We start from the raw sequence: 24,792 nt of genomic DNA, 5'->3' as shown, positions 1-24,792 counted from the left end.
TTAAAAAGCCAAAATTAAAATACGGATTGAAAACGGGTCATTTCGAGCTGCACTGATTTCACCTGGGTGTAATTTTGCAGCGTCATCAGGCCATTTTCGCGGCCAACGCCAGAGTGCTTATAGCCTCCGACTGGCATCTCAGCGGCCGATTCACCCCAGGTATTGATCCAGCAGATACCGGCTTCAATCTGGTGAATCACGCGGTGCGCGCGGTTAAGATCCTGCGTCACGACACCGGCAGCCAGGCCGAATTCAGTGGCGTTCGCGCGGCGAACCACCTCTTCTTCGCTTTCGTAGCTCAGAATTGACATCACCGGCCCGAAGATCTCTTCGCGCACGATGGTCATCTCATCGCGGCAGTCGGTGAACACGGTCGGTTCCACCCACGCACCCTTGTCGAATGCTGCGCCGCTCAGGCGTTTACCGCCGCACAGCAGACGCGCACCTTCGCTGATACCCGATTCGATAAAGCGCATCACGTTGTCGCGATGCGCGAAACTGACCAGCGGACCGAAGTTAGTGTCAGGATGATTCAGGTCACCCGCTTTGATGCGCGCCACGCGCTCGGCGATTTTTGCTTCAAATGCCGACTGCAGTTTGGCTGGGATGAAGACGCGGGTACCGTTAGTGCAAACCTGGCCGGAGCTGTAGAAGTTGGCCATCATGGCGATATCTGCGGCGAGGTCGAGATCGGCATCATCAAAGATGATCAGCGGTGATTTACCGCCCAGTTCCATGGTGACATCTTTCAGCGTTGAGCCCGCGGCATTCGCCATCACTTTCTTACCGCTGGCCACGCCACCGGTGAAGGAGACTTTATCAATGCCCGGATGGTCGGTCAGCAGCTGGCCGGTCACCGCGCCGCGGCCGTTCACCACGTTAAACACGCCGTTCGGCACGCCCGCTTCGGTATAGATTTCTGCCAGTTTCAGCGCGGTCAGCGGCGTAACTTCGCTTGGTTTGAAGATCATCGCGTTACCGGCAGCTAGCGCGGGTGCCGATTTCCATAAGGCGATCTGAATCGGGTAGTTCCACGCGCCGATACCGGCCACCACGCCCAGCGGCTCACGACGGGTATAGACGAAAGAGGTGTCGCGCAGCGGGATTTGCTGGCCTTCCAGCGAAGGAATCAAGCCGGCGTAATACTCCAGCACATCGGCACCGGTGACGATATCGACATATTGGGTTTCGCTCAGCGGTTTACCGGTGTCGAGGGTTTCCAACGCGGCCAGTTCATCATTGCGCTCACGCAGAATATCAACCGCACGACGCAGAATGCGTGAACGTTCCATTGCGGTCATCGCCGCCCAGATTTTCTGGCCTTTTTTCGCCGCGGCGACAGCGCGATCAACATCCGCGCGCTCGGCTTCGTGAACCTCGGCCAGCACTTCGCCGTTTGCCGGGTTGATGGTCTGGAATGTGTTGCCAGATGCAGCCGGAACGCGTGCGCCATCGATATAAAGGTGTTGCTCGGTGAATCGGGACATGATTTCTCCTTCCTCAGTGATTCTGGTCAGCCAACTGCTGACGAATGAATTGGGTGGTAAGCCTTCTGGCGATGGCTAAATCGAACGGTTTGCCACTTAACGCGGCGCGCAGCCACAGGCCATCAATCAGCGAGGCGAGGCCATGTGCCGCCAGACGCGCCTGCTCACGGGGAATTGCGCGACGAAACTCGGCAGCCAGCGTGGAAAACAGTCGACGACTGCTGACGCGTTCCAGGCGTCCGAGCTGTGGTTGATGCATGCTGCTGGCCCAAAAATCTAACCAGGCTTTCATCGCGGCGCTGTGCACCTGCGAATCATCAAAGTTGCCTTCCACAATCGCCACCAGACGCGCTTCGGTGCTGGCATCGGCCAGCGGCTTCAACCTTGCTGCGACCGCATCACGCAGCTGACGCGTTACGTCGCGCATCGTCGCTTCCAGCAGACCGTTCTTGTCTTTGAAGTAGTGGCTGATGATGCCCGTCGATACGCCAGCACGGCGCGCAATCTGCGCAATGGTGGCGTCGTTGATTCCGACTTCGTTAATGGTGCTCAGGGTCGCATCAATCAGTTGCCGACGACGAATCGGCTGCATTCCCACCTTTGGCATAAAACTCCAGCTCCACCGCAATGTAAGGACACTATTAAAACTTTTTTTGATTGCACGTTCAATATAAAAAAGAAATTTGTTAGGATGCTGTGCTTCGTTTGTTACAAAACGGAGCGGTGAGTTGAAAGGAACTCAGCAGGTGTGTACTAACGCGCACCCTACGAAAACCGCACTTTCCCGCGTAAGATCGCCATCAATGGCGACTAAAACGGGCTTTATTGGCATGAATTACAGGAAATTAACCAGAGGTAATCGATGATTAATCCACCTGCCAGTGAAAAAGACAGAATCAATCCTGTGGTGTTCTTCACCTCAGCCGGACTGATTCTGACATTTTCACTTGTCACGATTTTTTACAGCGAATTAGCTGCCAGCTGGATCCAGACCACCGTGAATTGGGTCACCTCCACGTTTGGCTGGTACTACATGCTCGCTGCCACGGTGTATATCGTGTTCGTGGTCTATATGGCGTGCTCACGCTATGGGGCGATCAAGCTCGGACCAGAGCAATCCAAACCTGAATTCAGCCTGCTGAGCTGGTCAGCAATGCTGTTTGCCGCCGGCATCGGGATTGACCTGATGTTCTTCTCGGTTGCCGAACCGGTAACGCAGTACATGCAGCCGCCGGAAGGGGCCGGGCAGACCATGGAAGCCGCGCGCCAGGCGATGGTGTGGACGCTGTTCCACTATGGCGTTACTGGCTGGTCGATGTATGCGTTGATGGGCATTGCGCTCGGCTACTTTAGCTATCGTTACAACCTGCCGCTCACCATCCGCTCGGCGCTCTACCCCATTTTCGGCAAACGCATTAATGGCCCGATTGGCCATACCGTGGATATCGCCGCGGTTATCGGTACCATCTTTGGTATCGCGACCACGCTAGGGATTGGTGTGGTGCAGCTGAACTACGGCCTCAACGTGCTGTTTGATATCCCCGAAGGATTCACTGCCCAGGCGGCATTGATTGTGCTGTCGGTGATTATCGCCACCATTTCAGTGACCTCCGGCGTCGATAAAGGCATTCGTATTCTGTCGGAACTCAACGTCGCACTGGCGCTGGGCTTGATCCTGTTCGTGCTGTTTATGGGCAAAACGGATTTCCTGCTCAACGCGCTGGTGCTGAACGTCGGCGACTACGTCAATCGCTTTATGGGCATGACGCTCAACACCTTTGCTTTTGATCAACCGAAAGAGTGGATGAACAGCTGGACTCTGTTCTTCTGGGCCTGGTGGGTGGCATGGTCACCGTTTGTCGGTCTGTTCCTCGCCCGTATTTCGCGCGGCCGTACCATTCGTGAGTTCGTATTGGGCACGCTGATTATTCCGTTCACCTTTACGCTGCTGTGGCTGTCGGTGTTTGGTAACGCGGCGCTGTATGAAATTATTCACGGCGATGCGGGCTTTGCGCAGGAAGTGATGGCGCATGCTGAGCGTGGTTTTTACAGCCTGCTGGCGCAGTATCCGGCGTTTAAACTCAGTGCTTCGGTTGCCACCATCACCGGTATGTTGTTCTACGTGACCTCGGCGGATTCGGGCTCGCTGGTGCTGGGTAACTTCACTTCGAAGCTGAAAGACATCAATAGCGATGCGCCAAACTGGCTGCGTATCTTCTGGTCGATAGCGATTGGTGTGCTGACCATGGGCATGCTGATGACCAACGGCATTTCTGCCTTGCAGAACGCCACGGTGATTATGGGCTTACCGTTCAGCTTCGTGATCTTCTTTGTGATGGCCGGCTTGTATAAATCGTTGAAGGTTGAAGATCATCGTCGCGCCAGCGCCAGCCGCGATACTGCGCCTTACATTCCGGCGAGTAACGATCGTCTGAGCTGGAAGAAGCGCCTGTCGCGCCTGATGAACTATCCGGGTACGCGCTATACGCAGAAAATGATGGAAGAGGTGCTGTTCCCGGCGATGCAGGATGTGGCGAAAGAGCTGGAACTGCGCGGCGGACGTGTTTCGCTGGAGCGCGTTGAACCCGATGAAGCGCAGCCGCTGGGCCACCTTGATCTGCGCGTGCTGCTGGGTGAAGAGCAGGACTTCGTCTATCAGATCTGGCCTCAGCAGTATTCGGTCCCGGGCTTTACCTACCGCGCTCGCAGCGGTAAATCAACCTACTACCGCCTCGAAACCTTCCTGCTGGAAGGCAGCCAGGGCAATGATTTGATGGATTACAACAAAGAGCAGGTGATCATCGATATTCTCGATCAGTACGAACGTCACCTGAACTTTATCCATCTGCATCGCGAAGCGCCGGGCAGCAGCATGACCTTCCCGGACGTGTAACCTGTGGTGGTCGCCATAAATGGTGACCTATGCTTTGCGCCAGGTGCAGCTGCATCCTGCACCTGGCACATTCCCCAATCACAGCTAAGCTTTCAAGCTGATTAAATGGGGGATAAAATGAAATTAGGCTTTGCTTGTAAGTATCTGGATCAACAGGCTAAACAGCCGTATCCCTTTAAAAGTACCACCCGCACGCGCTTTCTCAGTCTGGATGATGATGCACGCATTACGCTGCTGAATCTGCTGGCGCAAAACAATCTACAAAACCTCTACCTGACACTTGAGCAGCTGGCGAAAGAACCTGAGGCTCTCCGCATGATGCGTATTGGCAGCGATCTGTTGCCGCTCTATACCGTGCCTGAAGCAACCCAGCTGTATGGCGAACTGTTAGCCGAACTCACGCCGTTATTGCGCCGCTGCGGTGATCTGGCGCGCAGTCATCATATCCGTCTCTCGTTTCATCCCGGCCAATATACGGTGCTAGCGTCCGATAATGAGGGCGTGGTTGATCGGGCAATAGAGGATGTGGAGTATCACGCCACTTGCGCGGTGTTAATGGGCTTTGGCCGGCAGTTCCAGGATTTCAAAATCAACATCCATATGAACGGTAAAAAGGGCATTGATGGATTTCGCGCGGCGTTTCTCCGCCTGAGTCCGGAAGCGCGCAATATGCTGACGGTGGAGAATGATGAAATCTCCTGCTCGCTGGATGATGTGTTACAGGCGCGCAATCTCTGCCCGGTGGTGCTGGATATTCACCATCATTGGGTGAAAGAGAACCACTATATTCAGGCCGATGATGAACGCATCGCACTGCTCAACGAGTCATGGCGCGGTGTGCGACCGGTGCTGCATTATTCAATTGCTCAGGAAGGCATCATCCCCGATCACGGTTTTCCCGATCAGCAGGATTTAGCCATATCGAAGTCGAAACTTCGCGCCCACTCTGATTACTACTTTAATCAGACGTTAAATGATTGGGCGCTGTCGTTTAATGCGTTCGATATAATGTGCGAAGTAAAAATGAAGAATTTGGCGCGCGACCGTTTATATCACTATGCGCTCGAGCGCCAATTGATTACGGCGCGGTAATCACAATCGCTACACGGCGGTTTTGGGCGCGGCCTTGCGCACTATTATTCGTGGTGACCGGCGCGCTCATGCCTAAGCCGCGCGTAACGATAGTGTCACGCGAAATCGATGCGCCTTGCGCCCACTGTGCCGCCACGGCGTTGGCTCTTTTCAACGATAGCTGTTGGTTGTAATCCGCTTTACCGTAATTATCCGTGTGGCCATCAATGCGCACATGGGTAATGCCGGTTGCCGCCAGATTATTTGCCATCGTCTGAATGGTATTTTTACTGGCGGGCGTCAGTTCCGATTCGTTGACGCCAAACAGTATTTTGTCCGATAAGCCCAATCCCCAGCCCTCGTTATTTTCACTGAAACCGGCATCACGCATTGCCGCAATCTGCGCATCAGTAAAACGTCCTTTTGACTGGCAGCCGACCAGCGCCAACATCGCCATCAACAGCAAAATTCTTATCTTCATATCCGTACCTTACTCATTCCCTTGTTTTTGTACATGTTCATATCGGCGCGCTCCAGAATCGACTCGACCGTGTCGCCGTGCTGCGACCAGGCGTAGCCAATGGTCACCGACGTGGTGATCGGCGTGCCTTCCGCAATCACAATCTTATGCTTGATGCTTTCGTGAATCTCTTGCATCAGCAGTTGCAGGTGCGCCTCGCTGGCCCGGCTGCTTACCAGCATGGCAAACTCGTCTCCACCTAAGCGGGCGACCAAATCCTGCTGATAAGCCAAAGAGGAGAGGCGTGATCCAATGGCTTTCAGCACCTCATCGCCAGCGGCGTGGCCCCAGTTATCGTTGATGCTTTTGAAGCGATCGCCATCAAGAAACAGCAAGGCAAAGCGCTCTTTGGCAAATTGTTGATCGAGTAATCGGGTGAGCTGAGCGACAAACGCCGTGCGGTTCGCCAGACCGGTTAACGGATCTTCCAGCGCTTTGGCGGCCAGCGAGCGATTATCCCGCATTAGCGAGGTCTGCAGCGTCTGCATTTCGCTCAGCAGCGAGTTGAGGTCATCGGAAAATAGCTGGAATTCGCGGGTCGGGCTCTCCGGAATACGTAAGGAAAAATCGCCAGATTGAATCACGTAATGAATCGAGCTGGTGATGTTACGCAGCGTGGCGAGAATGCCGCGATGCAGGAATTCACTCAGCAGGAAGGAGATAATTAAAACGCACAACATACCGCTGGTCAAAATCATCAGCGAGTAGCGAATAAATTCGGCAGCGCCGGTCACGGTGCCTTCCAGCGTCAGCATGCCGACGGTGGCTTCAGAGTGGTTGATATTAACGGTGAGCGGCTTGAGATAAATCCACTCGCGCAATAAACGCGAGAACCAGCCGGTTTGTTCTTGTTGATCATGCCAGTCGACCAGCACGGTGTTATCGTCCGTCACCAGTTTCGCCGAGTCGAACATCCCTTCATTGCCCAATCGCGCGATTTTATTATGCGCATCGTAGCTGTCTTCAAATACCGTGGCGGCAGTCAAAGTAGTGCTGAGCGTGGCGGCAATCAACTCGAGATTTCTTTTCTCGTAGCTTTTAATAAACAGTAGGGAAGTAGACGAGAGCAACAGCCAGCACAGCAGTAAAATAACCGCAGAGTTAATGGTGCTAATTTTGCGCAGCGTATTGCGGATCGATGATTTTTCATGACTTAATTTTTCGAATTTCATCTTATTTGCTTCCATTGCGCGACAGCAACAGCACATCCGGACTCACCTTGACGCCGCTGCGAGCAAGCGAATCAAGATTGACGGAGAACAGCGTGTGATCGGTATTGAAGATCAGGCAGAACGCGGCGCCAACAGTACAGTCTGCGTTATTCTCCGCGAGCGTCAGCACGGCTTTGCCCTGGAATTGTTTCGCCAGTTCTAACTGTTGCTGCGGCGACTGGTCGCCGAAATAGACCGCGTCGCAGTGTTGTAACGCCAGTTCGCTTTCATTGGTCAAATAGACCACGCTGAAGGGTGTTGCCGCAGGCGCAGCTTTGGGCAGCAAGGAGAGATGCTGGGCCGAAGAGAATACGCAGAGTTGCGGGGCACGGGTTAATTGCGGCCAATGGGTAAAGCTAATAATGCCGCTGACAATACGGTTGGCTTTATCGTCTTTTATTTCAGCAAAAGCCGCATGAGAAATAAACAACAGCACGAAAACGGCATTAATTAAAATCTTGCAGGCGTGAAGCAGGGAGAGGAGCAAGTCAGCTTGCCGATGATGAAGTTGTTTACATAACATACTGCGTTCCCGAAAGTTCTTCGCAAGGATCAGCGCCTGATTAAGCGCGTAAATATTAACATCGCTGCGCTTAAAAATGTACTGATGCTTCCGTTTGCCATTACTGGCGAACGTTCTTGCTGCGCTGTCGCTTTTACCAGGGAGATTTATGCGCGAAATTATTTTATGGATAACCAGAACAACAGGGTGGGTTGCAGCAAAGTGTGATCCAGTACACATTTATTTGCCTGATAACTGATCCCTGTTTCCCACCGGTGAATCGGCGGGTAGTGGGCATTTTAGCCGGAAATACGGGACTCATCAGGTTAACTCCATTAGCCACGCTTACGTTTCATCCGTGCTAACAATGCGGTTGATGAACATGTTTTTCGATTACGAAACAATTTGACGTATTTATCGGGGTGAGGGTTTTTTACATTCTGGCAGGATACGCAACATTCAGTACATCCTGGTCTTTGTGTCATGCAGTGGTTTTCAAAAAACGCCGTTTTTTTTGCTGTAAAAACCTGTCTGGCCGCCTTTCTGGCACTCTATCTCGCCCTTGAACTCAATCTGGATAAACCCGCCTGGGCCGTCACTACCGTGCTGCTGGCTTCTCAGCTCTATTCAGCCTCGACCATCTCTAAATCGGTGTTTCGCCTGCTGGGCACCTTATTGGGCGGCGTATTCATCTTCTTTATTTTTCCGCCGACGGTACAGCATCCGTTGCTGTTCTGTTTCTGCGTCTCGTTATGGGTCAGCGTCTGCTTATATTTGTCGCTGCATGACCGTACGCCAAAAAGTTACGTGTTTATGCTCGCCGGTTACAGCGCGGCGATCATGGGTTTCCCGGAAGTCGCTACGCCGCTGTCCATCACCAGTACGGTGATATCACGCATCGAAGAGATCACGCTCGGCATTGTCTGCAGCAGCCTGGTGCATGCGCTGTTGTTCCCGGTATCGATGCGCAGCCTGCTGGAGCAGAGCGTCAGTCACTGGTATCTCAATGCGCGCAAGCTCTGCAGCGACCTGCTGTCCGGTATTCCGGGCGATAATTCGCCCGAGCGCGATGACATCCTGATTCGTATGGCGACTCATCCACAGCAGGTGGAAGTGCTGATCACGCACTGCGTGTATGAGGGAGATGCCGCGCGGCGGCTGATTCGTTTGGTGAGCGTGCAATACCAGCATCTCTCCTATTTAATTCCGACGCTGACGGCGATCGAGATGCGCCTGCAGCGCCTATCCACCCTGCAAATCACCTTTCCCGAAAACGTCGCGCACACTTTCCAACTGTTTCTGCACTGGCTTAACGACGGCGAAGCGGTAGGGGAAACCAGCGCGATCCAGCAGACGCTGAGCGACTGCCAGGCTGAACTCAACGCCGCATGGCAGCAGGGCGCGTTGCCCACGGAAAATTGGCTGTTATTCACCGGATTGATGGAGCGGCTGGCGGATTTCGTGCGTATTGCCGGGGCGTATCAAAGTGTCGGGGGATTGGTGAGCGATCTTTCTGGCGACACTACGCTGGCGCGCGGCAAACGCACCCACCGCTTTTTCGACAAAGGGCTGATTAGACTTTCGGCGTTAACCGCGTTTTGCGCCACCTTTGGATCCTGTCTGTTGTGGATGGCGTCGGGTTGGCGTGATGGCGCATCAGCGCCGGTGATGGCGGCGATTCTCTGCTCGCTGCTGGCGAGCCAGGATACGCCACTGACATCGATGAAGCTGTTTGTACGTGGCGTTATCGTCGCAATTATTATCAGCGTGATTTATGTGGCGCTGTTGCTGCCACAGGCCACCTCGTTTGAAGCATTGATGATCTGCCTCGCGCCCGGTCTGATGATGCTTGCATTGATGATCGCCCGTCCCTCCACCAATATGATTGGCCTGAGCGTAGCGATTCAAATTCCCGGCTTTATTGGGCTGGGTCACCATTTGAAACCCGATCTGGTTTTACTGATCAACAATGCCATCGCCACGATGGCGGGCGTGCTGATCGCCGTGATCATCACCGCCATTATGCGCAATAAACGGCCGTCCTGGACCGCGCGCCGTGCGGTGCGACAAGGCCTGCGCGAGCTGCTGCGCTTTATTAAAGAGACCGAGCGTAATGGTTCATCACTGTTGGGACGACAACGTTTTATTAGCCTGATGCTGGATAAGGTTAACGTGGTGTTGCCGCGTTTACGGCTTGATCCGCATCCGGATATGCGCTCAGCCGGGATGTTGCTCAAAGAAGTGTGGCTGGGCGTCAACAGCTTTGATTATTACGCACGGCATAAAGCACTGCTGCAGCACTATCAGCTGGATAGCGGACAGATGTTTCATGAGCTGGCGCTGTTTCTGAAGCGACGTCTGAAATCGCTACAAACGCCGCCGCATGCGGATTTACAGGATGAACTGGATTTGCTGCTGTTGATGCTGGAGCAGCTAGCGAAGCGCGATGAACGGGTACTGACGCCGCTGTTTCATCTGTTCAGTATTCGGCTGTATCTGTTCCCGCAGCAAGCCTGGCCAATTGCCACGCCGCGCCAGGCGGAAATCCTGCAGCGACAGCGTTTTGTCGTTGGAGGGGCATAATCGGGATCTGTAGGGTGCTATGTATGGCCTCCATGTGCGCATCCATGCGCACCCTACAAAATCCTCGTTTTTACCCGTAATTACATCGATTCCAGATTACGTCCGTTGCTGGCGATCACCTGCTTGTACCACCAGAACGATTTTTTGCGAATGCGTTGCAGGCTGCCGTTGCCTTTGTCGTCGCGATCGACATAGACAAAGCCGTAGCGCTTACTCATCTCTCCGGTCGATGCCGCCACTAAATCGATACAACCCCAGGTGGTATAACCAATCAATGGAATGCCGTCGGCAATCGCTTCACCCATCGCCTGAATATGCTGTCGCAAATAGCTGATGCGGTAATCATCATTAATTTCGTCGTCGGCGTTGATTTCATCGTGGGCGCCTAAACCGTTTTCCACCAGGAATAGTGGCTTTTGGTAGCGGTCATACATCATGTTCATGGTGATGCGCAGGCCGAGCGGATCGATGCCCCAGCCCCAATCGCTGCGCTTCACGTGCGGATTGGTCAGTGATTTCACCACGTTGGCGGCACTGCTGTTTTGCTCATTCATCTCTGCCGATGCACAGCGTGAGGCGTAGTAGCTGAAGGAGACGAAATCGACCGTATGCCGCAGCGTGGCGGTATCTTCCGGCTCCATGGCGATCTCAACGCCTTTTTCGCGAAACACCCGAGCCGCATAAGAGGGGTAAGCACCGCGCGCCTGCACATCGATAAAGAACAGATTTTCGCGATCTTTCTCCAGTGCCGCCCAGACGTCTTCCGGCTTGCATGACCACGGATAAAAATTACCGCCCGCCAGCATGCAGCCAATTTGATTGTCGGGGTTAATCTCATGGGCGATCTTCGTTACCAGCGCGCTGGCGACCAGCTCGTGATGCGCTGCCTGATATTTCACCTGCTCCGGATTTTCGCCCGGTTCGAACACCAAACCGGCGCCAGAGAACGGGCTGTGCAGCAGGATATTGATCTCGTTAAAGGTCAGCCAGTATTTCACCAGGCCATTGAACTCTTCGAAGCAGGTACGCGCGTAGCGGCTAAAGAACTCAATCATTTTACGATTGCGCCACGAGCCGTATTCCGTCACCAGATGCATCGGCACGTCAAAGTGACTTAGCGTGACCAGCGGCGTGATGCCGTATTTCTGACACTCTGCAAACAGGCTACGGTAAAAGGCGATGCCTTGCGGGTTCGGGGCTAATTCATCGCCCTGCGGATAAATGCGGCTCCAGGCAATGGAAGTGCGAAATACGGTGAAGCCCATTTCCGCCATCAGCGCGATATCATCTTTATAACGACGGTAAAAATCGATGGCGTCATGACTGGGATAATATTCATCGCTGCGTAACGCAAAACGCTTCTCCAGTCCCAGTTTTACCGGCATGCGGTGCTCACCGTGCGGAATCATATCCACCGTGGTTAAGCCTTTACCGTCTGCCAGATAGCTCCCCTCTGACTGATTGGCGGCTAACGCGCCGCCCCACAAAAATCCTGCTGGAAATGTCACTTCAGACATAAAATTACACCTTGGATAAATTAACGTTGGCTGGCTTGGTCTCATCGACGGCCGCTTTTGGCTGTGCGGCATCCGTGACCGGAATATCTTCGAAGCCAAGAATCAACGTGAGAATGAAAGAGAGCACCACCGACAGCACCATGACGCCGCCGACCCAGACAATGCTCATCGGATTGCTGGGATCAAAAAATTGCACGCTGGTAAACAAACCGGGCGAAGCCATTGAGTGGCTGGCCAGTCCACCGATACCGGCCACCGCGCCGCAGATAAAGCCGCTGATCAGGCTGGCGATGAGCGGGCGTTTCAACCTTACCGCCACGCCATACAGCGCGGGCTCGGAAATACCGGCGACAATCGCCGAAGCCGCGGCGGCAAATGCCGTCTGGCGCAGCTCAGGGTTTTTGGTTTTAAACGCCACGGCCAGGGAAGAGCCGCCGAGCGACAGGTTGGCACCGATTTCCGAAGGCATCACCAAGCCTTCTTTGCCGGTTTCGGCAATGGTCTGAATAATGGTGGGGGTAAACACGCGATGCATGCCGGTCATTACCAACAGCGGCCACAGCGCACCCATGATCGCCACTGATAACCAGCCAAGATAACCGTGAATGGTATACACCAGCGCGGAAATACCGCTACCAATCCAGATGCCGAGCGGGCCAATCAGCACAATGGCGATTGGCGCGGCCACCAGCACGATCAGCATGGGCTTAAGGAAGTTTTTGGTCACCGCAGGTGTGATGCGATCAATCCAGTATTCGATGTGCGACAAAATCCAGGTCATCACCAACGCCGGGATAACCGTGTAGGTGTACTTCACCGCGGTTACCGGGATAGCGGCAAACTCCACCGCCTGGCCTTGCGCCGCTTTGGCCATCAAATCAACAAAGTTTGGATGCACCAGCACGCCGGCGATGGCAATGGCCAGCGACATATTGGTTTTGAATTTCAACGCCGCCGAAGCTGCCACCATAATGGGCAAGAAGAAGAAGGCCCCGTCGCCAATCACGTTGAGGATAATGAGCGTCGATGAACCTTTCTCCAGCACGCCGCTCATTTCCAGCATCATCGCCAGCAGCTTCACCATCGATCCGCCGATAATGGCTGGAATCAGTGGCGACATGGTGCCAACCAACGCGTCAAGAATGCCAGCACCGATGCTGCGCAGGGTGATTTTGCGTTTCGCCGGCGCGGCGCCGTCGCTGTTTGGCGTGCCGAGCTTCAGCACTTCCTGATAGGCGAGGTTAACGTTGTTGCCAATAATCACCTGACACTGTGTGTCGGTGTGTACCACGCCCATGACGCCGGGAGTCGCTTTCAGGCTGGCGTTGTCGATCTGGCTGCTGTCTTTCACCACGAAACGCAGGCGCGTCATGCAGTGCGTCACCGCTTCAATATTGTTTAAGCCGCCGAGCGAAGCCACGATGGCACGTGAGACTTCCGCATAATTTTTAGCCATGGATTTTTGGTCTCTGATTTTTTTAAGTAGAGGTACAGCGGTTTTCTGCGCGATTGTTCGTCATGAGAAACCGGTTTCACAAAATCATGAAGATGCCAGATGCATCAGGCAAGAAATTTAAAAATTGTTGGATGAAAGTGTGAAGTTGATCGTTTAACAGCGGCAGGGCATGAATCCGTGAGGGTAGAAAAATTGCCGAATAATTCGCAGCTTAGGTAAACTGATGCCATCAGCATGGAAAAAGAGTGAAACATGGCGACCATACTTGAGGTGGCAAAAGTAGCAGGCGTATCGAAAGCGACGGTTTCCCGGGTGCTGTCCGGCAACGGTTATGTCAGCCAGGAAAAGCGTGAGAAGGTGTACCAGGCCATCGCCGAAACCGATTTTCGCCCTAATTTGCTGGCGCGAAACCTGGCGACCAAATCCAGCCAAACCATCGGATTGGTAATCACCAATACCCTGTATACCGGCAGCTATTTCACCGAACTGATGCAGCACTCCGCACGCCTGATGGAACAGCAGGGGCGGCAGTTGTTACTGGTTGATGGCAAACACAGCGCCGAGGAGGAGCGCGCCGCGATCCAGTTCCTGCTCGATCTGCGCTGCGATGGTGTGATTATCTATCCGCGTTTTCTCACTACCGATGAGATGGATAGCATCATTGCACAGCACAAACACCCGATCCTGGTGATCAATCGTCGCCTGCGTCAGCACCATAGCTATTGCATCTACTCCGATCAGCAGCGCAGCAGCGCCGCAGCGGTTGAGCAGTTGATTGCCCTCGGACATCGCGAGATAGCTTTTATCACCGGCTCGCTCGATTCTCCGACGGGACGCGAACGACTGGCGGGTTACAAAGCCGCGTTGGAAAAACAGGGTATTGCGGTTGATGAGGCGTTAATCGTCGAAGGCAAATGGCAGGCGCAAAACGGCATGGCGGCGGTGGAACACCTGTTGGCACAGGGGCGTGTATTTAGTGCGCTGGTGGCGAGTAACGATGATATGGCGGTGGGGGCGCTGAAAGCGTTGTCCGATCACCACATTGCCGTACCGGCACAAGTCGCGGTAATGGGCTTTGACGATATTCCGCTGGCTCCGTTCACCATTCCGGCGCTATCCAGCGTGAAGATGCCGGTGACCGAGATGATTCAGGAAACTATCGAACGCCTGATCTCAATGCTGGATGGTGGCGAAATGCGTAATGATAAAACTTTTGCGGGTGAGTTGATGGTGCGTGAATCGGTAGGTCCCGGCCCTCATAACAAATTGTGATAGTTAAAGCAGAAATTCCGCAGGGATTAATTTTACAGGCGATATTTCTCCCCAGGCCATCTAATGCTTAACTCATAAATGGCCTGTTTTTATTTTCTCTATCTTAGAAAAAATCATTTAAATGCAATGAGCCTTCTCAATCCGATGCCATAAAAACAACTTTATCAATGCCACTTTTCAGTGTTAATAACGGAGTCTATTTATTAGGTCTGCTGTTTATTCATGATGTCGTTAATCAGAATTAGTCTTATTGCTTGTAAAACTGCGTCAGGTTAATTTGAGTTATCTTTTTCCGGTCATCTTTCCTGAGGGAATTATGCACGCACGTATAACGCATCTTGATGGAATGCGCGGCTTAGCGATTCTGCTGGTTATTGGTTATCATGCTTATGCGCGATGGCCGGAATTATTACCCTATGTCACGGCAACTCAACATTTTCCAATATTTAACTATGGCTGGCTCGGCGTAGAGTTATTTTTCATGATCTCAGGTTTTGTCATTTTTATGACCCTGGATAAATCAGAGAGCTACCTCAGTTTTCTAAAAAAACGCTGGCTGCGCCTGTTTCCCGCCATGTTTATTGCCAGTATGCTGCTGTTCGCGGTGGGGGGCTTCTTCCCGGAATGGTCGGTGATGACACCGTATGTCAGGAATCTGTTGCCTGGGCTGATATTCACCAATCCAGAAACCCTGACGCAGTTAACCGGGATTGAATTTAAATCAATGGCGGGATCGTTTTGGTCACTGTATGTCGAAGCGGTTTTCTATCTGATTATCGGTGCAGTCTATTTTACGCTGGGCAGAAAATATTGTTTGCCGGCATTATTAGTACCGATGTTGCTGCTTTCCGCATCCTCGGTTCTTAAATCTTTAGGTCACCCGCTGTTAATCGATATTATATCCAAGTTTGGCTTCATTCATTATGCGTGGTTTATGGTTGGCTGCCTGGTTTATGAGCGCATGCATGCACGCGATAAACTGTTTCATTACGCCATTGTAGGGTTGGCGCTGCTGATTAATTTCAGCTACTTCGTTAAGAATGCGGGAGTCATCACGCTTATTCCTTTGGTGCTGGTGATGCTGTTCTTTATTGTGAGTTTCTACTCTAAGCAGCTGGAGCGCATTCTCTCGCTACGTTTTTTCACCGCAGTCGGCTTCGCAAGTTACGCTTTTTATCTCATCCATGAAAATCTGATGATCGCTACGCTGATTAAGCTCAACGTGCATATTAAAAATGAGTTTGTCATGATGCTGATGCCAATTGTGGTGGCTACCGTGCTGTACTACATCGCTTTCTTAATCACTAAATATGCCGAACCAGCGTTGAGAAATATATTGAAAGGGAAACGCATTCCCGCCACCCCTCCTGCTGGAACCGGAGCATAACGCTGCGAATTCACCACCTATCCGCCTTGCTGGGGATAGGTAACCGCCTTGTCGTCACTCGCTCTCTGCAAACTCTCTTCCCATTTCGCAAAAAACTTTATTGCCCGGCAGCCTGATTAGCTCACCAACTCCCATTTGTGAAGATATGAAATGTTATGTGAATAATTGTTTTATTTGGCAGATTTGTCCATTTAATGTGATTTGCAGCGCATTTATTAACTTGAATAACTGGCAAAGTTAACACTAACAAACAAATATTAACTTATTTTAACATGACGATTGTTCCTGAAACCCTGCATCTGACCGGCGCAGGGTGAGAAGAATCATCGAATAAAATGCCAACTATCAAGGATTGATAATGCTAAAACGTACCCTGGATTTACCTACTTCACACGCGAAGAGTCATCCATTCCCAATCTTTCACACACAAAATTAAAAATATTATTGATCACATCGATTTATAGCCAATCGGTGTGCGTCGCTTTGTCTGTCATTACGCCAACACCATTTTTTTTATAGTTACCTGCAGCATAAAATTATTAGAGGTTTATCAGATGTCTACCACATTGCTCTTATCCATCGCGCTGGCAAGCGTCTTACTGCTGTTAATACTGGTGATAAAAGCCAAAGTTCATCCCTTTATTGCTTTGCTGGTTTCCAGCCTATTCGTAGCAATAACCACGGGCATCCCGGCTGGCGATATCATGAAAGTGATCCTGGGCGGTATGGGCGGTTTATTAGGTAACATTGCGCTGATCATTGTATTGGGTGCCATTCTGGGGGCCATTATTGAAGCCTCAGGGGGCGCAGACGCTCTGGCAAACCGTTTTGCAAAGCTGTGCGGTCCGCAAAGAATGGTCGCAGCGTTGACTACCGTGGCCTTTATCCTTGGATTACCGGTATTTTTCGATGTCGGCTTTATCATCGTTGTCCCGCTGATTTATGGCTTTACCAAGGTGCTGCGTGTATCAACCCTGAAATTTGGTTTGCCGATGGCCGGTATGATGTTGATGGTGCATGTCACTGTACCCACGCATCCGGGGCCTGCAGCGGCCGCTACGCTGCTGAATGCGGATTTAGGTTGGTTAATGATGCTGGGCATTGCGGTTTCTGTTCCGGTTGGGGTGGTGGGCTATTTCGCTGCTAAAGCGATTAATCGCAAAAAATATAATTTATCGGTGCAGGTGCTCGAGCAATTGCAGCTAACGGAATCCTGCGACCAGAAGCCAGTCGTTGAAGCTAAGCAAAACGTACCTGGCGCGCTGTTAATTTCCGGATTAATTGTCTTGCCCATAATCCTGATTACGCTGGGCACATTACTTCCTCCGTATCTGGCTCCTGATAGCATGTTGCTCAATACCTTAACGCTGGTCGGCTCTCCGGGCATTGCACTGTTAGTGACCGTGGCGTTAGCGGGCTGGTTATTAGGGATTCGTCGTGGCTGGACCAAAGACAAACTGGAAAGTTTATCCAATAACGCCATTTCGACGGCGGCGGGTGTCATTCTGGTTTCTGGCGCGGGCGGCGCGTTTGGCAAGGTCCTGGTGGAATCTGGAGTAGGTAAAGCGCTTGCCGGATCGCTGCAAACGATCAATCTGCCGCTTATTCCTGCTGCGTTTATTCTCTCTTTAGCGTTGCGCGCATCGCAGGGTTCAGCCACCGTGGCCATCGTCACCACCTGCGGATTATTGAGCACGGCTTCAGTAGGATTGGGCGACATGCAGTTGGTATTGCTCGCGCTTGCAGCCTGCTTTGGCGCATTGGGCTTATCGCACGTTAATGACTCGGGATTTTGGGTTGTCACGCGCTATCTTGGCTTGTCGGTGGCGGATGGTCTGAAAACCTGGACGGTACTGACGACGATTATGGGGCTTAGCGGTTTCGCTCTGACCTGGGTGCTCTGGGCGTTTATCTAAGTTAAACGCGTAATAGCCCGTTCCACGCCTGGCGATTTGCGGATACAAAAAAAGCCGGACATTGTCCGGCTTGATTTCGTTCTGGCGTGAATTACAGCGCCATATCCTGCTTGCCTGATTCCGTACGCGGTTTGGCCTGCGTCGGTGCAACAGTCTGGTCGCCCATGTTAATCACTGGCGGTTTGGTCAACTGCAGCGTGGCTGCGGTGTTATCCCAAACTTGCTGCGTCAACGCGGTGTTGCCGTTCAGCTTCTGGCCAAAGCTTGGCACGATAGCGCGAATCTTCTGCTGCCACTCCGGTGAAGCGAACTGTTCTGGGAACAGCTTTTTCATCACATCGAGCGTGATTGGCGCGGCAGTTGATGCACCCGGTGATGCACCGAGCAGAGCGGCCAGCGTTTTCTGCTGATCGGTCACGATTTCAGTGCCCAGTTTCAGCAAGCCACCTTTTTCTGCATCTTTCTTGATGATCTGTACACGTTGACCGGCCTGAATCAGTTTCCAGTCTTCTTTACGTGCGTTCGGGTAGTACTCTTTCAGCGCCGCAAAGCGGTCATCATCATTCAGCATTACCTGACCAATCAGGTATTTCACCAGGTCAAAGTTGTCGATACCAACATGCGTCATCGGCATGATGTTGCTGGTGGTGGTCGCGCTCAGCAGATCGAACAGCGAACCGTTCTTCAGATACTTAGTAGAGAAGGTCGCGAACGGGCCAAACAGCACCACTTTCTTACCGTCGAGGGTACGTGAATCGATGTGGGGAACAGACATCGGTGGCGCACCCACAGAAGCCTGACCGTACACTTTTTCCAGGTGACGGTTAGCGATTTCTGGGTTTTCGGTCATCAGGAACGAGCCGCCGACCGGGAAGCCGCCGTAGTTGTCTGCTTCCGGGATACCGGTTTTCTGCAGCAGCTTGATCGCGCCGCCGCCCGCACCGATAAACACGTATTTCGCATCAACCGAGCGCTTATCACCGCTCTTCACATCTTTAATGGTCACGTGCCATGAGTTGTCGCCGTTACGCTTAAAATCAGTCACTTCTGCAGAGGTTTCCAGCTTGAAGTTCTGATCTTTTTTCAGGCTACCGATCAGCTGACGGGTGATTTCACCGTAGTTAACATCGGTGCCGACTGGCGTCCAGGTGGCTGCAACTTTCTGATTCGGATCGCGACCTTCCATCACCAGCGGAGCCCACTGCTGGATCTGCTGATGATCGGTAGAAAACTTCATGCCCTGGAATAGGGTGGTTTTCTGCAGCGCATCATAACGCTTGGTCAGGTACTCGACGTTTTTGTCGCCCCAGACGAAGCTCATGTGCGGCGTCGAGTTGATGAACGAACGTGGATCGTGCAAGACGCCGCGCTGCACCTGTGAAGTCCAGAACTGGCGCGAAATCATGAAGGATTCGTTGATTTCCAGCGCTTTGCTAACGTCGATTGAACCGTCTGCACGCTCAGGCGTGTAGTTCAGCTCCATGTTAGCAGAGTGACCAGTACCGGCATTATTCCAGCCGTTGGACGATTCCAGCGCTACGCCGTCGAGCTTCTCAACCATCAACTGTTTCCAGCCCGGTTGCAGCTCTTGCAGCCAGGTACCGAGCGAGGCGCTCATGATACCGCCGCCGATCAGCAGAACGTCAGTTTTTTCCGGTGCATCTTCAGCACGTACCGCTGAAGAGACAAGCAGCGCTGCCAGCGAAAGGGCAGACACGATCTTTTTGGTGTGAGTCATTCCAGTCCTACTTATTATGCAATGCAGGTGAACGTTAAAAATTCGGTTTGCACATTAAGAGATTGTTACGAAATGATTAACTTGTTTTTAGTTAATAAAGTATTGGTGTTAATTAATTAACTTACAAAAAAGAAAATAGCGTGAAATATAGGCAGAAGAGGAAATAAAACCGGGATAAACCGCTTAAGCAGCGCGGTTATTCTTTATATCGATAGACGCGACTTAGGTCAAATAAAACCCTCAGACAAATTCATTAATGAGCCGCTAACTAAGCCGCTATGAATGACGGCCCACCATGATTCAAGGCGATTGTCAGTCGTTCTGCACATTTCATAAAACATCACTCCACGGAGCGTGTTCATTCCCCGCCGACAAACTGTATTACCCTAACGTCTCTAATGACTTGTTTTACACTTTCGCGTGGGCAACGACATGGTTAACAAAACACTGTATGAAAAGCTGATCGATCAGCATCTGGTTCGCAAGTTAGATAATGAAGGGCATGTGCTGCTCTACATCGACCGCTCGATTCTGAATGAATACACCAGCCCGCAGGCGTTTAGCGGCCTACGCGATCACCAGCGTCCGGTGCGTAATCCGGGCACCATTCTGCTCAATGTTGATCACGTTAACCCCACGCGCCCCGCGCGTGATGAAGCGATGACCGATGCCGGCGGGCAATTACAGGTTGATTACTTCCGGCAAAACGCCGCGCATTTCGGTATCGAACTGTTTGATGTGATGGACCCGCGCCAGGGGATTGAACATGTGGTGGCACACGAACAAGGTTTGGTGATGCCAGGCATGGTGATTGCCGCTGGCGACAGTCATACCACTACCTACGGCGCGTTTGGCGCGCTCGGTTTCGGTATCGGCACCTCAGAAATCGAACATCTGCTTGCCACGCAAACCCTGATTTATCGCACCCTGAAAACCATGCTCGTCACGGTGAACGGCGAGCTGCCGTTTGGCTGTTCGGCGAAGGACATCATCATGGCGCTGATCGAAGAAATTGGTGCTTCAGGCGCGACCGGTTATGCCATCGAATTTGCCGGTGCAGCGATTGAGGCGCTGAGCATGGAAGGGCGCATGACGCTGTGCAACATGGCGGTTGAGGCCGGAGCGCGCGGCGCGATTATTGCGCCGGATGAAAAAGTTTTTGCCTACATCGCGGGTAAGCCGCAGATGCCGACGGGCGCACTATGGCAGCAAGCCCTCGCGGAGTGGCGTACGCTGCGCAGCGATGCTGATGCACAGTTCGACAGCCGCATCACCATCGACTGTAGCGATCTCGAACCCAAAGTGACCTGGGGGATTAGCCCGGATCAAGCCAGCGCGATTACCGGCTGCGTTCCCGATCCCGCGCAGGAGAAAGATGCGGTTAAACAGCAAACGCTGCGTACCGCGCTGAAATATATGGGACTGGAACCCGGCACGCCGTTAGCGGAAATTGCCATTACCCACGCCTTTATCGGCTCCTGCACCAACGGTCGCATTGAAGATTTACGCGCCGCCGCCGCGATTGTTGAAGGACATAAAATCGCGCCGCATGTGCGCGGGATTATCGTGCCGGGATCAACTCAGGTACGTCAGCAGGCGGAAGCAGAAGGTTTGGCCGCGATTTTCGTTGATGCCGGTTTCGAATGGCGCCAGTCGGGCTGCTCAATGTGCCTGGCAATGAATGAGGATGTATTAGCGCCCGGCGACCGTTGTGCTTCAGGCACCAACCGTAATTTCCCTGGCCGTCAGGGCGCGGGTGCCCGTACGCACTTAATGAGTCCGGCGATGGTTGCCGCCGCCGCGATTGCCGGTCATCTGGTTGATGTCCGCCGTTTCATGACAGAAGAGGTTTAATATGGAAGCTTTCAACCACATATCAGGCACGCTCGCGCCGTTACCGGCGGCCAATATTGACACGGATGTGATCATGCCAAAGCAGTTTCTCAAAGGCATCGATCGTCAAGGTTTAGATCGTGGTGTGTTCTTCGATCTGCGCTTTTTGCCTGACGGCAGCCCGAATCCCGATTTCATCCTCAATCAGCCCGGCTGGGAAAAAGCCTCTTTCTTGCTGGTGGGCGCCAATTTCGGCTGTGGTTCCAGCCGGGAACACGCGGTGTGGGGACTGAATCAGCTGGGAATTCGCGCCATTATTGGTACCAGTTTCGCCGGCATCTTTGACGACAACTGTCAGCGCAATGGCGTTCTGACGCTGGCGTTAAGCGCAGAAGATTATCAGCGCCTGAGCGAGGTGGCGAACGATCCTGCTAACAACCGCATTACCGTGTCGCTGGAAGAGCAGGCGATCCTCTTCAATAATCAACGCATTGCGTTCTCGGTTAGCGCCTTGAAACGCGAAATGTTGTTGGGCGGTGGCAGTGCAGTGGACTGGACGCTGCAGTATGAAGCGGATATCGCGCAGTTTGAAACACAACACTTTGCACAACGTCCGTGGTTCAAACGCGGCAATACCGTGAAGGATGAACAGCATGAGTGAGATAACAGCGCGCGGCGATTCACCTTTTATCGCAGGCTTTACGCTCAGCGATGTGCGTTTAGCGAACGGCATAACTTTGCGCGTCGCGATGGGGGGCGAAGGTCCACCTTTGCTGTTGCTGCACGGTCATCCGCAAAATCATCTGGCGTGGCGTAAAATTGCGCCGCAGCTGGCACAGAAATACCGTGTCATCCTGCCGGATTTGCGTGGTTATGGTGATAGCGACAAACCGCCGAGCGACGAGACGCATCGTCCCTACTCGAAACGGGTGATGGCAGAAGACATCAGCCAGTTGATTGATGCGTTAGATTTGGAACGCGTCGCCTTTGTTGGCCACGATCGCGGCGCGCGCGTGGGTCATCGCCTGGCGCTCGATCATCCGGAACAACTCTCCAGCTGCGTATTTGTCGATATTGCGCCAACCGCCACCATGTATGCGTTAACCAATAAAGAGTTCGCCACGCGTTATTTTTGGTGGTTCTTTCTGATTCAGCCTTCGCCATTACCGGAGACCATGATCGGTCACGATCCGGCTTTATTCCTGCGTAAGCACATTAATGGCCAATTAAAAACGCCGGGCGCGACGTCAGAGGAAATTTTTAACGATTATCTGCGCTGTTATCAAAATGAAGCGATGATTCATGCGGTGTGTGAAGATTATCGCGCGGCGGCCACCATTGATTTAGAACACGATGCGCAGGACAGCGATAAACGGATTGAATCGCCGTTATTGCTGTTATGGGGAGAGCAGGGCACGGTGGGCCAGCTCTATAACGTGGTTGATACCTGGCGAGATAAAGCGCGTCATGTGCAAGGCCACGCCTTACCTTGCGGCCACTCACCGCACGAAGAAGTACCGGAACTGTTTTTAAGCCAGCTTCAGCGCTTTCTGGATTCTGTGTTATAACCAGCAAAATTTCTCTAACGCTGTGATGGTTATGAAGATACTGCTTGCCGGGAAGAGTTATCAGAAGCCGCTGCAGGGCTGGCCTTCGGTCGAAGATCTGTATGTGTTTATCAGCGTGGCGCGCTATGAAGGCTTTGGCCGAGCCGCCACGGAGCTGGGCCAGTCGCCTTCCTACATTAGCAAACGTATTGCCATCCTCGAAAAGCAGCTGGAAACCCGGCTGTTTTTCCGCACCAATCGCGTGATGCGCCTGACGCCCGAAGGTGAAAAGGCGCTGGAAGGCGCGCTGCAGGTGGTGCACGAGATGGACGCTTTCCTGAATAACTTCCAGCAGTGGCGCGGAGAATTAACCGGCGATTTGACCGTCACCTGCTCATTTGGCTTTGGGCAGGATTATTTATCCGATGCGGTGGCAGAATTCATGACGCGCCATCCTTCGCTTAACATCAAACTAATTCTCACCGATCGCGATATCGATTTATTGCAGTCAGGAACGGATGTGGATATTCGCGTGGGTGATGATGTCAATCACGCCTATATCGCCAGAAAACTGGCGTCGAATCGGCGTATTCTTTGTGCATCCGCCCGCTATTTAGCGCAATCGCGTCCGCTTGAGACGCTGGATGATTTAATCGATCACAGCTGTCTTATCATTAATGAAAATAACAATACCTTTGGTCATTGGACCTTAACCGATGGCGATAATAAAATCGTTTGTCGGCTGAATAGCCATTACGCATCGAATAGCGGAAAAGTCATTCTCAACTGGGCTTTAAAATCACACGGCATTGCATTACGTTCTGCCTGGGATGTGACGCCCTATTTGGCCGAAAATAAACTGGTGCACGTTTTACCGCAGTGGTATCAGGAAGCAAATATCTGGGCGGTTTATACCCAACGCGCTTCTGAATCACCGCGCATTAAGATCTTTATTGATTTTCTCGCTGATTACTTTGCAGAAAAAAGCCTGCCGATGATGAAAGATTAAGAGTTAATACCCTAAATAATTCCAGATGCAGGAAGGCGGCAAGAACGCGAATCCCCGGGAGCTTATTTTAGTAAGTGACCGGGGTGAGCATACGCGGCTATCGCACCTGCAGCTTGAAGAATGACGGGGATTAGCCATAAGCCACTTTGCTATTGATATGATAGAGAGTCGCTGTGGCTGCCATAACATGTTGACCATCGTGCGCCGGTTCGTGTGACTCGACGTCGGTGATGTGATAACCCACCGCGCCAGCAGCAAGGGCTTTTTGCACGAAAGCGTCATTCAACTCTTCCATCGAGGTGGCCCAGCTGACGGAAGTAAATCCTACCGGATGAATCGAAGAAAGTTCACGATGGGTTAAATCCGCGCGAATTAAAACGGGTTTAACAGATTGCGGTGTAAAAATAGAAATTACGTCATTAATTAATTGTTTCATGGCCATTCTCCTCGGAAATAATAGCTGAGCCAATGGCTAAAGCTGCGAGTTGTTCAATTGTTGATAAAGCGCTTCACATTCCCTCAATGCTCACGGCTGGTGATGATTGCCGGTAGAGCTAATAAACACCTTTTGACGTTAAGCGTTTTAGCTTTAATTGCTAATTAGATGTTAAGAAATCTTCAGCCACAACTGACGCAAAGTCTGCGAATATTTTTTCATCTGGTTACATTTGGCGGATTAAAAAAATGGTCGCCATGAATGGCGTAATGACGGCCAGTGATGCACGTTATTTCCTCATCGAAGATTCGGTAGCGGCGCGATTTATCGCGCAATAAATTGCGCCGCTTGTATCTTGAATGTGTTGCTGGTTAGCTACCAGCAACATGAAACGGAGGCAGCTTTTTGCGCCGC

General features: G+C 52.3%; 19 protein-coding genes. 10 read left to right on the top strand and 9 right to left on the bottom strand.

The window, feature by feature from the left end:
* Positions 1-14: 14 nt before the first annotated feature.
* Together betB and betI are read right to left on the bottom strand one after the other, a co-directional pair.
* On the bottom strand, positions 15-1,487 hold the full coding sequence (betB, locus tag PMI17_RS12645) for a betaine-aldehyde dehydrogenase (protein ID WP_007890114.1): 1,473 nt from the start codon (positions 1,485-1,487) through the stop codon (positions 15-17).
* 13 nt (positions 1,488-1,500) lie between these two features.
* Positions 1,501-2,094, bottom strand: a complete 594-nt coding sequence (gene betI, locus PMI17_RS12640; protein WP_007890113.1) for a transcriptional regulator BetI — start codon at positions 2,092-2,094, stop codon at positions 1,501-1,503.
* Between the two features lie 255 nt (positions 2,095-2,349).
* On the opposite strand from betI, the gene PMI17_RS12635 reads away from it, so the two are divergent.
* Together PMI17_RS12635 and uvsE are read left to right on the top strand one after the other, a co-directional pair.
* Positions 2,350-4,380, top strand: a complete 2,031-nt coding sequence (locus PMI17_RS12635) for a choline transporter (RefSeq protein ID WP_007890112.1) — start codon at positions 2,350-2,352, stop codon at positions 4,378-4,380.
* A gap of 117 nt (positions 4,381-4,497) precedes the next feature.
* Positions 4,498-5,472: a UV DNA damage repair endonuclease UvsE gene (uvsE, locus tag PMI17_RS12630; RefSeq protein WP_007890111.1), complete on the top strand. Its 975-nt coding sequence runs from the start codon at positions 4,498-4,500 to the stop codon at positions 5,470-5,472.
* Here the strand turns inward: uvsE and PMI17_RS12625 are convergent.
* Genes PMI17_RS12625 through PMI17_RS12615 form a run of 3 tightly spaced genes read right to left on the bottom strand, consistent with a single transcriptional unit; the run spans position 5,459 to position 7,924 of the window.
* Positions 5,459-5,932, bottom strand: a complete 474-nt coding sequence (locus PMI17_RS12625; RefSeq protein WP_007890110.1) for an OmpA family protein — start codon at positions 5,930-5,932, stop codon at positions 5,459-5,461. The two genes, uvsE and PMI17_RS12625, sit on opposite strands and share 14 nt — an antisense overlap.
* Complete coding sequence (locus PMI17_RS12620) at positions 5,929-7,143, bottom strand: diguanylate cyclase domain-containing protein (RefSeq protein WP_007890109.1); 1,215 nt, start codon at positions 7,141-7,143, stop codon at positions 5,929-5,931. Before PMI17_RS12620 ends, PMI17_RS12625 begins: the two co-directional genes overlap by 4 nt.
* A gap of 1 nt (position 7,144) precedes the next feature.
* The gene (locus PMI17_RS12615) at positions 7,145-7,924 is read right to left on the bottom strand and encodes a YfiR family protein (RefSeq protein ID WP_007890108.1); all 780 of its coding nucleotides are present in this window, start codon (positions 7,922-7,924) and stop codon (positions 7,145-7,147) included.
* 243 nt (positions 7,925-8,167) lie between these two features.
* Here PMI17_RS12615 and PMI17_RS12610 point away from each other — a divergent pair, with 243 nt between their 5' ends.
* Complete coding sequence (locus PMI17_RS12610; protein ID WP_007890107.1) at positions 8,168-10,267, top strand: FUSC family protein; 2,100 nt, start codon at positions 8,168-8,170, stop codon at positions 10,265-10,267.
* Positions 10,268-10,347: 80 nt separating this feature from the next.
* Here the strand turns inward: PMI17_RS12610 and PMI17_RS12605 are convergent, their stop codons facing one another.
* Positions 10,348-11,784 carry a 6-phospho-beta-glucosidase gene (locus PMI17_RS12605; protein WP_007890106.1) on the bottom strand — a complete coding sequence of 479 codons (1,437 nt, stop codon included), beginning with the start codon at positions 11,782-11,784 and terminating at the stop codon, positions 10,348-10,350.
* A 4-nt stretch (positions 11,785-11,788) separates the two neighbouring features.
* Positions 11,789-13,240, bottom strand: coding sequence for a PTS cellobiose/arbutin/salicin transporter subunit IIBC (ascF, locus tag PMI17_RS12600; RefSeq protein WP_007890105.1), 1,452 nt, complete (start codon positions 13,238-13,240; stop codon positions 11,789-11,791).
* Positions 13,241-13,492: 252 nt separating this feature from the next.
* Here ascF and PMI17_RS12595 point away from each other — a divergent pair, with 252 nt between their 5' ends.
* The 3 genes from PMI17_RS12595 (at position 13,493) to PMI17_RS12585 (ending at position 17,815) form a co-directional block, all read left to right on the top strand.
* A complete protein-coding gene (locus PMI17_RS12595; RefSeq protein WP_007890104.1) occupies positions 13,493-14,512 on the top strand; it encodes a LacI family DNA-binding transcriptional regulator in 1,020 nt (339 codons plus the stop codon).
* Between the two features lie 250 nt (positions 14,513-14,762).
* Positions 14,763-15,899, top strand: a complete 1,137-nt coding sequence (locus PMI17_RS12590) for an acyltransferase (RefSeq protein ID WP_238541544.1) — start codon at positions 14,763-14,765, stop codon at positions 15,897-15,899.
* Between the two features lie 554 nt (positions 15,900-16,453).
* Positions 16,454-17,815 carry a GntP family transporter gene (locus PMI17_RS12585; RefSeq protein ID WP_007890102.1) on the top strand — a complete coding sequence of 454 codons (1,362 nt, stop codon included), beginning with the start codon at positions 16,454-16,456 and terminating at the stop codon, positions 17,813-17,815.
* A 91-nt stretch (positions 17,816-17,906) separates the two neighbouring features.
* Here PMI17_RS12585 and mqo read toward each other — a convergent pair whose 3' ends face one another.
* Entirely contained in the window at positions 17,907-19,553 is a 1,647-nt protein-coding gene (mqo, locus tag PMI17_RS12580) for a malate dehydrogenase (quinone) (protein WP_007890101.1), read from the bottom strand.
* Between the two features lie 432 nt (positions 19,554-19,985).
* Between mqo and leuC the strand changes: the two genes are divergently transcribed.
* The 4 genes from leuC to PMI17_RS12560 are packed head-to-tail and all read left to right on the top strand — an operon-like array spanning position 19,986 to position 23,942.
* A complete protein-coding gene (gene leuC, locus PMI17_RS12575; RefSeq protein ID WP_007890100.1) occupies positions 19,986-21,407 on the top strand; it encodes a 3-isopropylmalate dehydratase large subunit in 1,422 nt (473 codons plus the stop codon).
* A gap of 1 nt (position 21,408) precedes the next feature.
* Positions 21,409-22,047 carry a 3-isopropylmalate dehydratase small subunit gene (leuD, locus tag PMI17_RS12570; RefSeq protein ID WP_007890099.1) on the top strand — a complete coding sequence of 213 codons (639 nt, stop codon included), beginning with the start codon at positions 21,409-21,411 and terminating at the stop codon, positions 22,045-22,047.
* Positions 22,040-22,954, top strand: a complete 915-nt coding sequence (locus PMI17_RS12565) for an alpha/beta fold hydrolase (RefSeq protein WP_007890098.1) — start codon at positions 22,040-22,042, stop codon at positions 22,952-22,954. Before leuD ends, PMI17_RS12565 begins: the two co-directional genes overlap by 8 nt.
* Before the next feature lie 31 nt (positions 22,955-22,985).
* Positions 22,986-23,942, top strand: coding sequence for a LysR substrate-binding domain-containing protein (locus PMI17_RS12560; RefSeq protein WP_007890097.1), 957 nt, complete (start codon positions 22,986-22,988; stop codon positions 23,940-23,942).
* 130 nt (positions 23,943-24,072) lie between these two features.
* Here PMI17_RS12560 and PMI17_RS12555 read toward each other — a convergent pair whose 3' ends face one another.
* Positions 24,073-24,378, bottom strand: a complete 306-nt coding sequence (locus PMI17_RS12555; RefSeq protein ID WP_007890096.1) for a DUF1471 domain-containing protein — start codon at positions 24,376-24,378, stop codon at positions 24,073-24,075.
* Positions 24,379-24,792: the final 414 nt, after the last annotated feature.

The sequence above is a fragment of the Pantoea sp. GM01 genome (assembly GCF_000282675.1).
GTDB lineage: Bacteria > Pseudomonadota > Gammaproteobacteria > Enterobacterales > Enterobacteriaceae > Pantoea > Pantoea nemavictus.
This window is presented reverse-complemented; position numbering and strand designations above follow the sequence as displayed.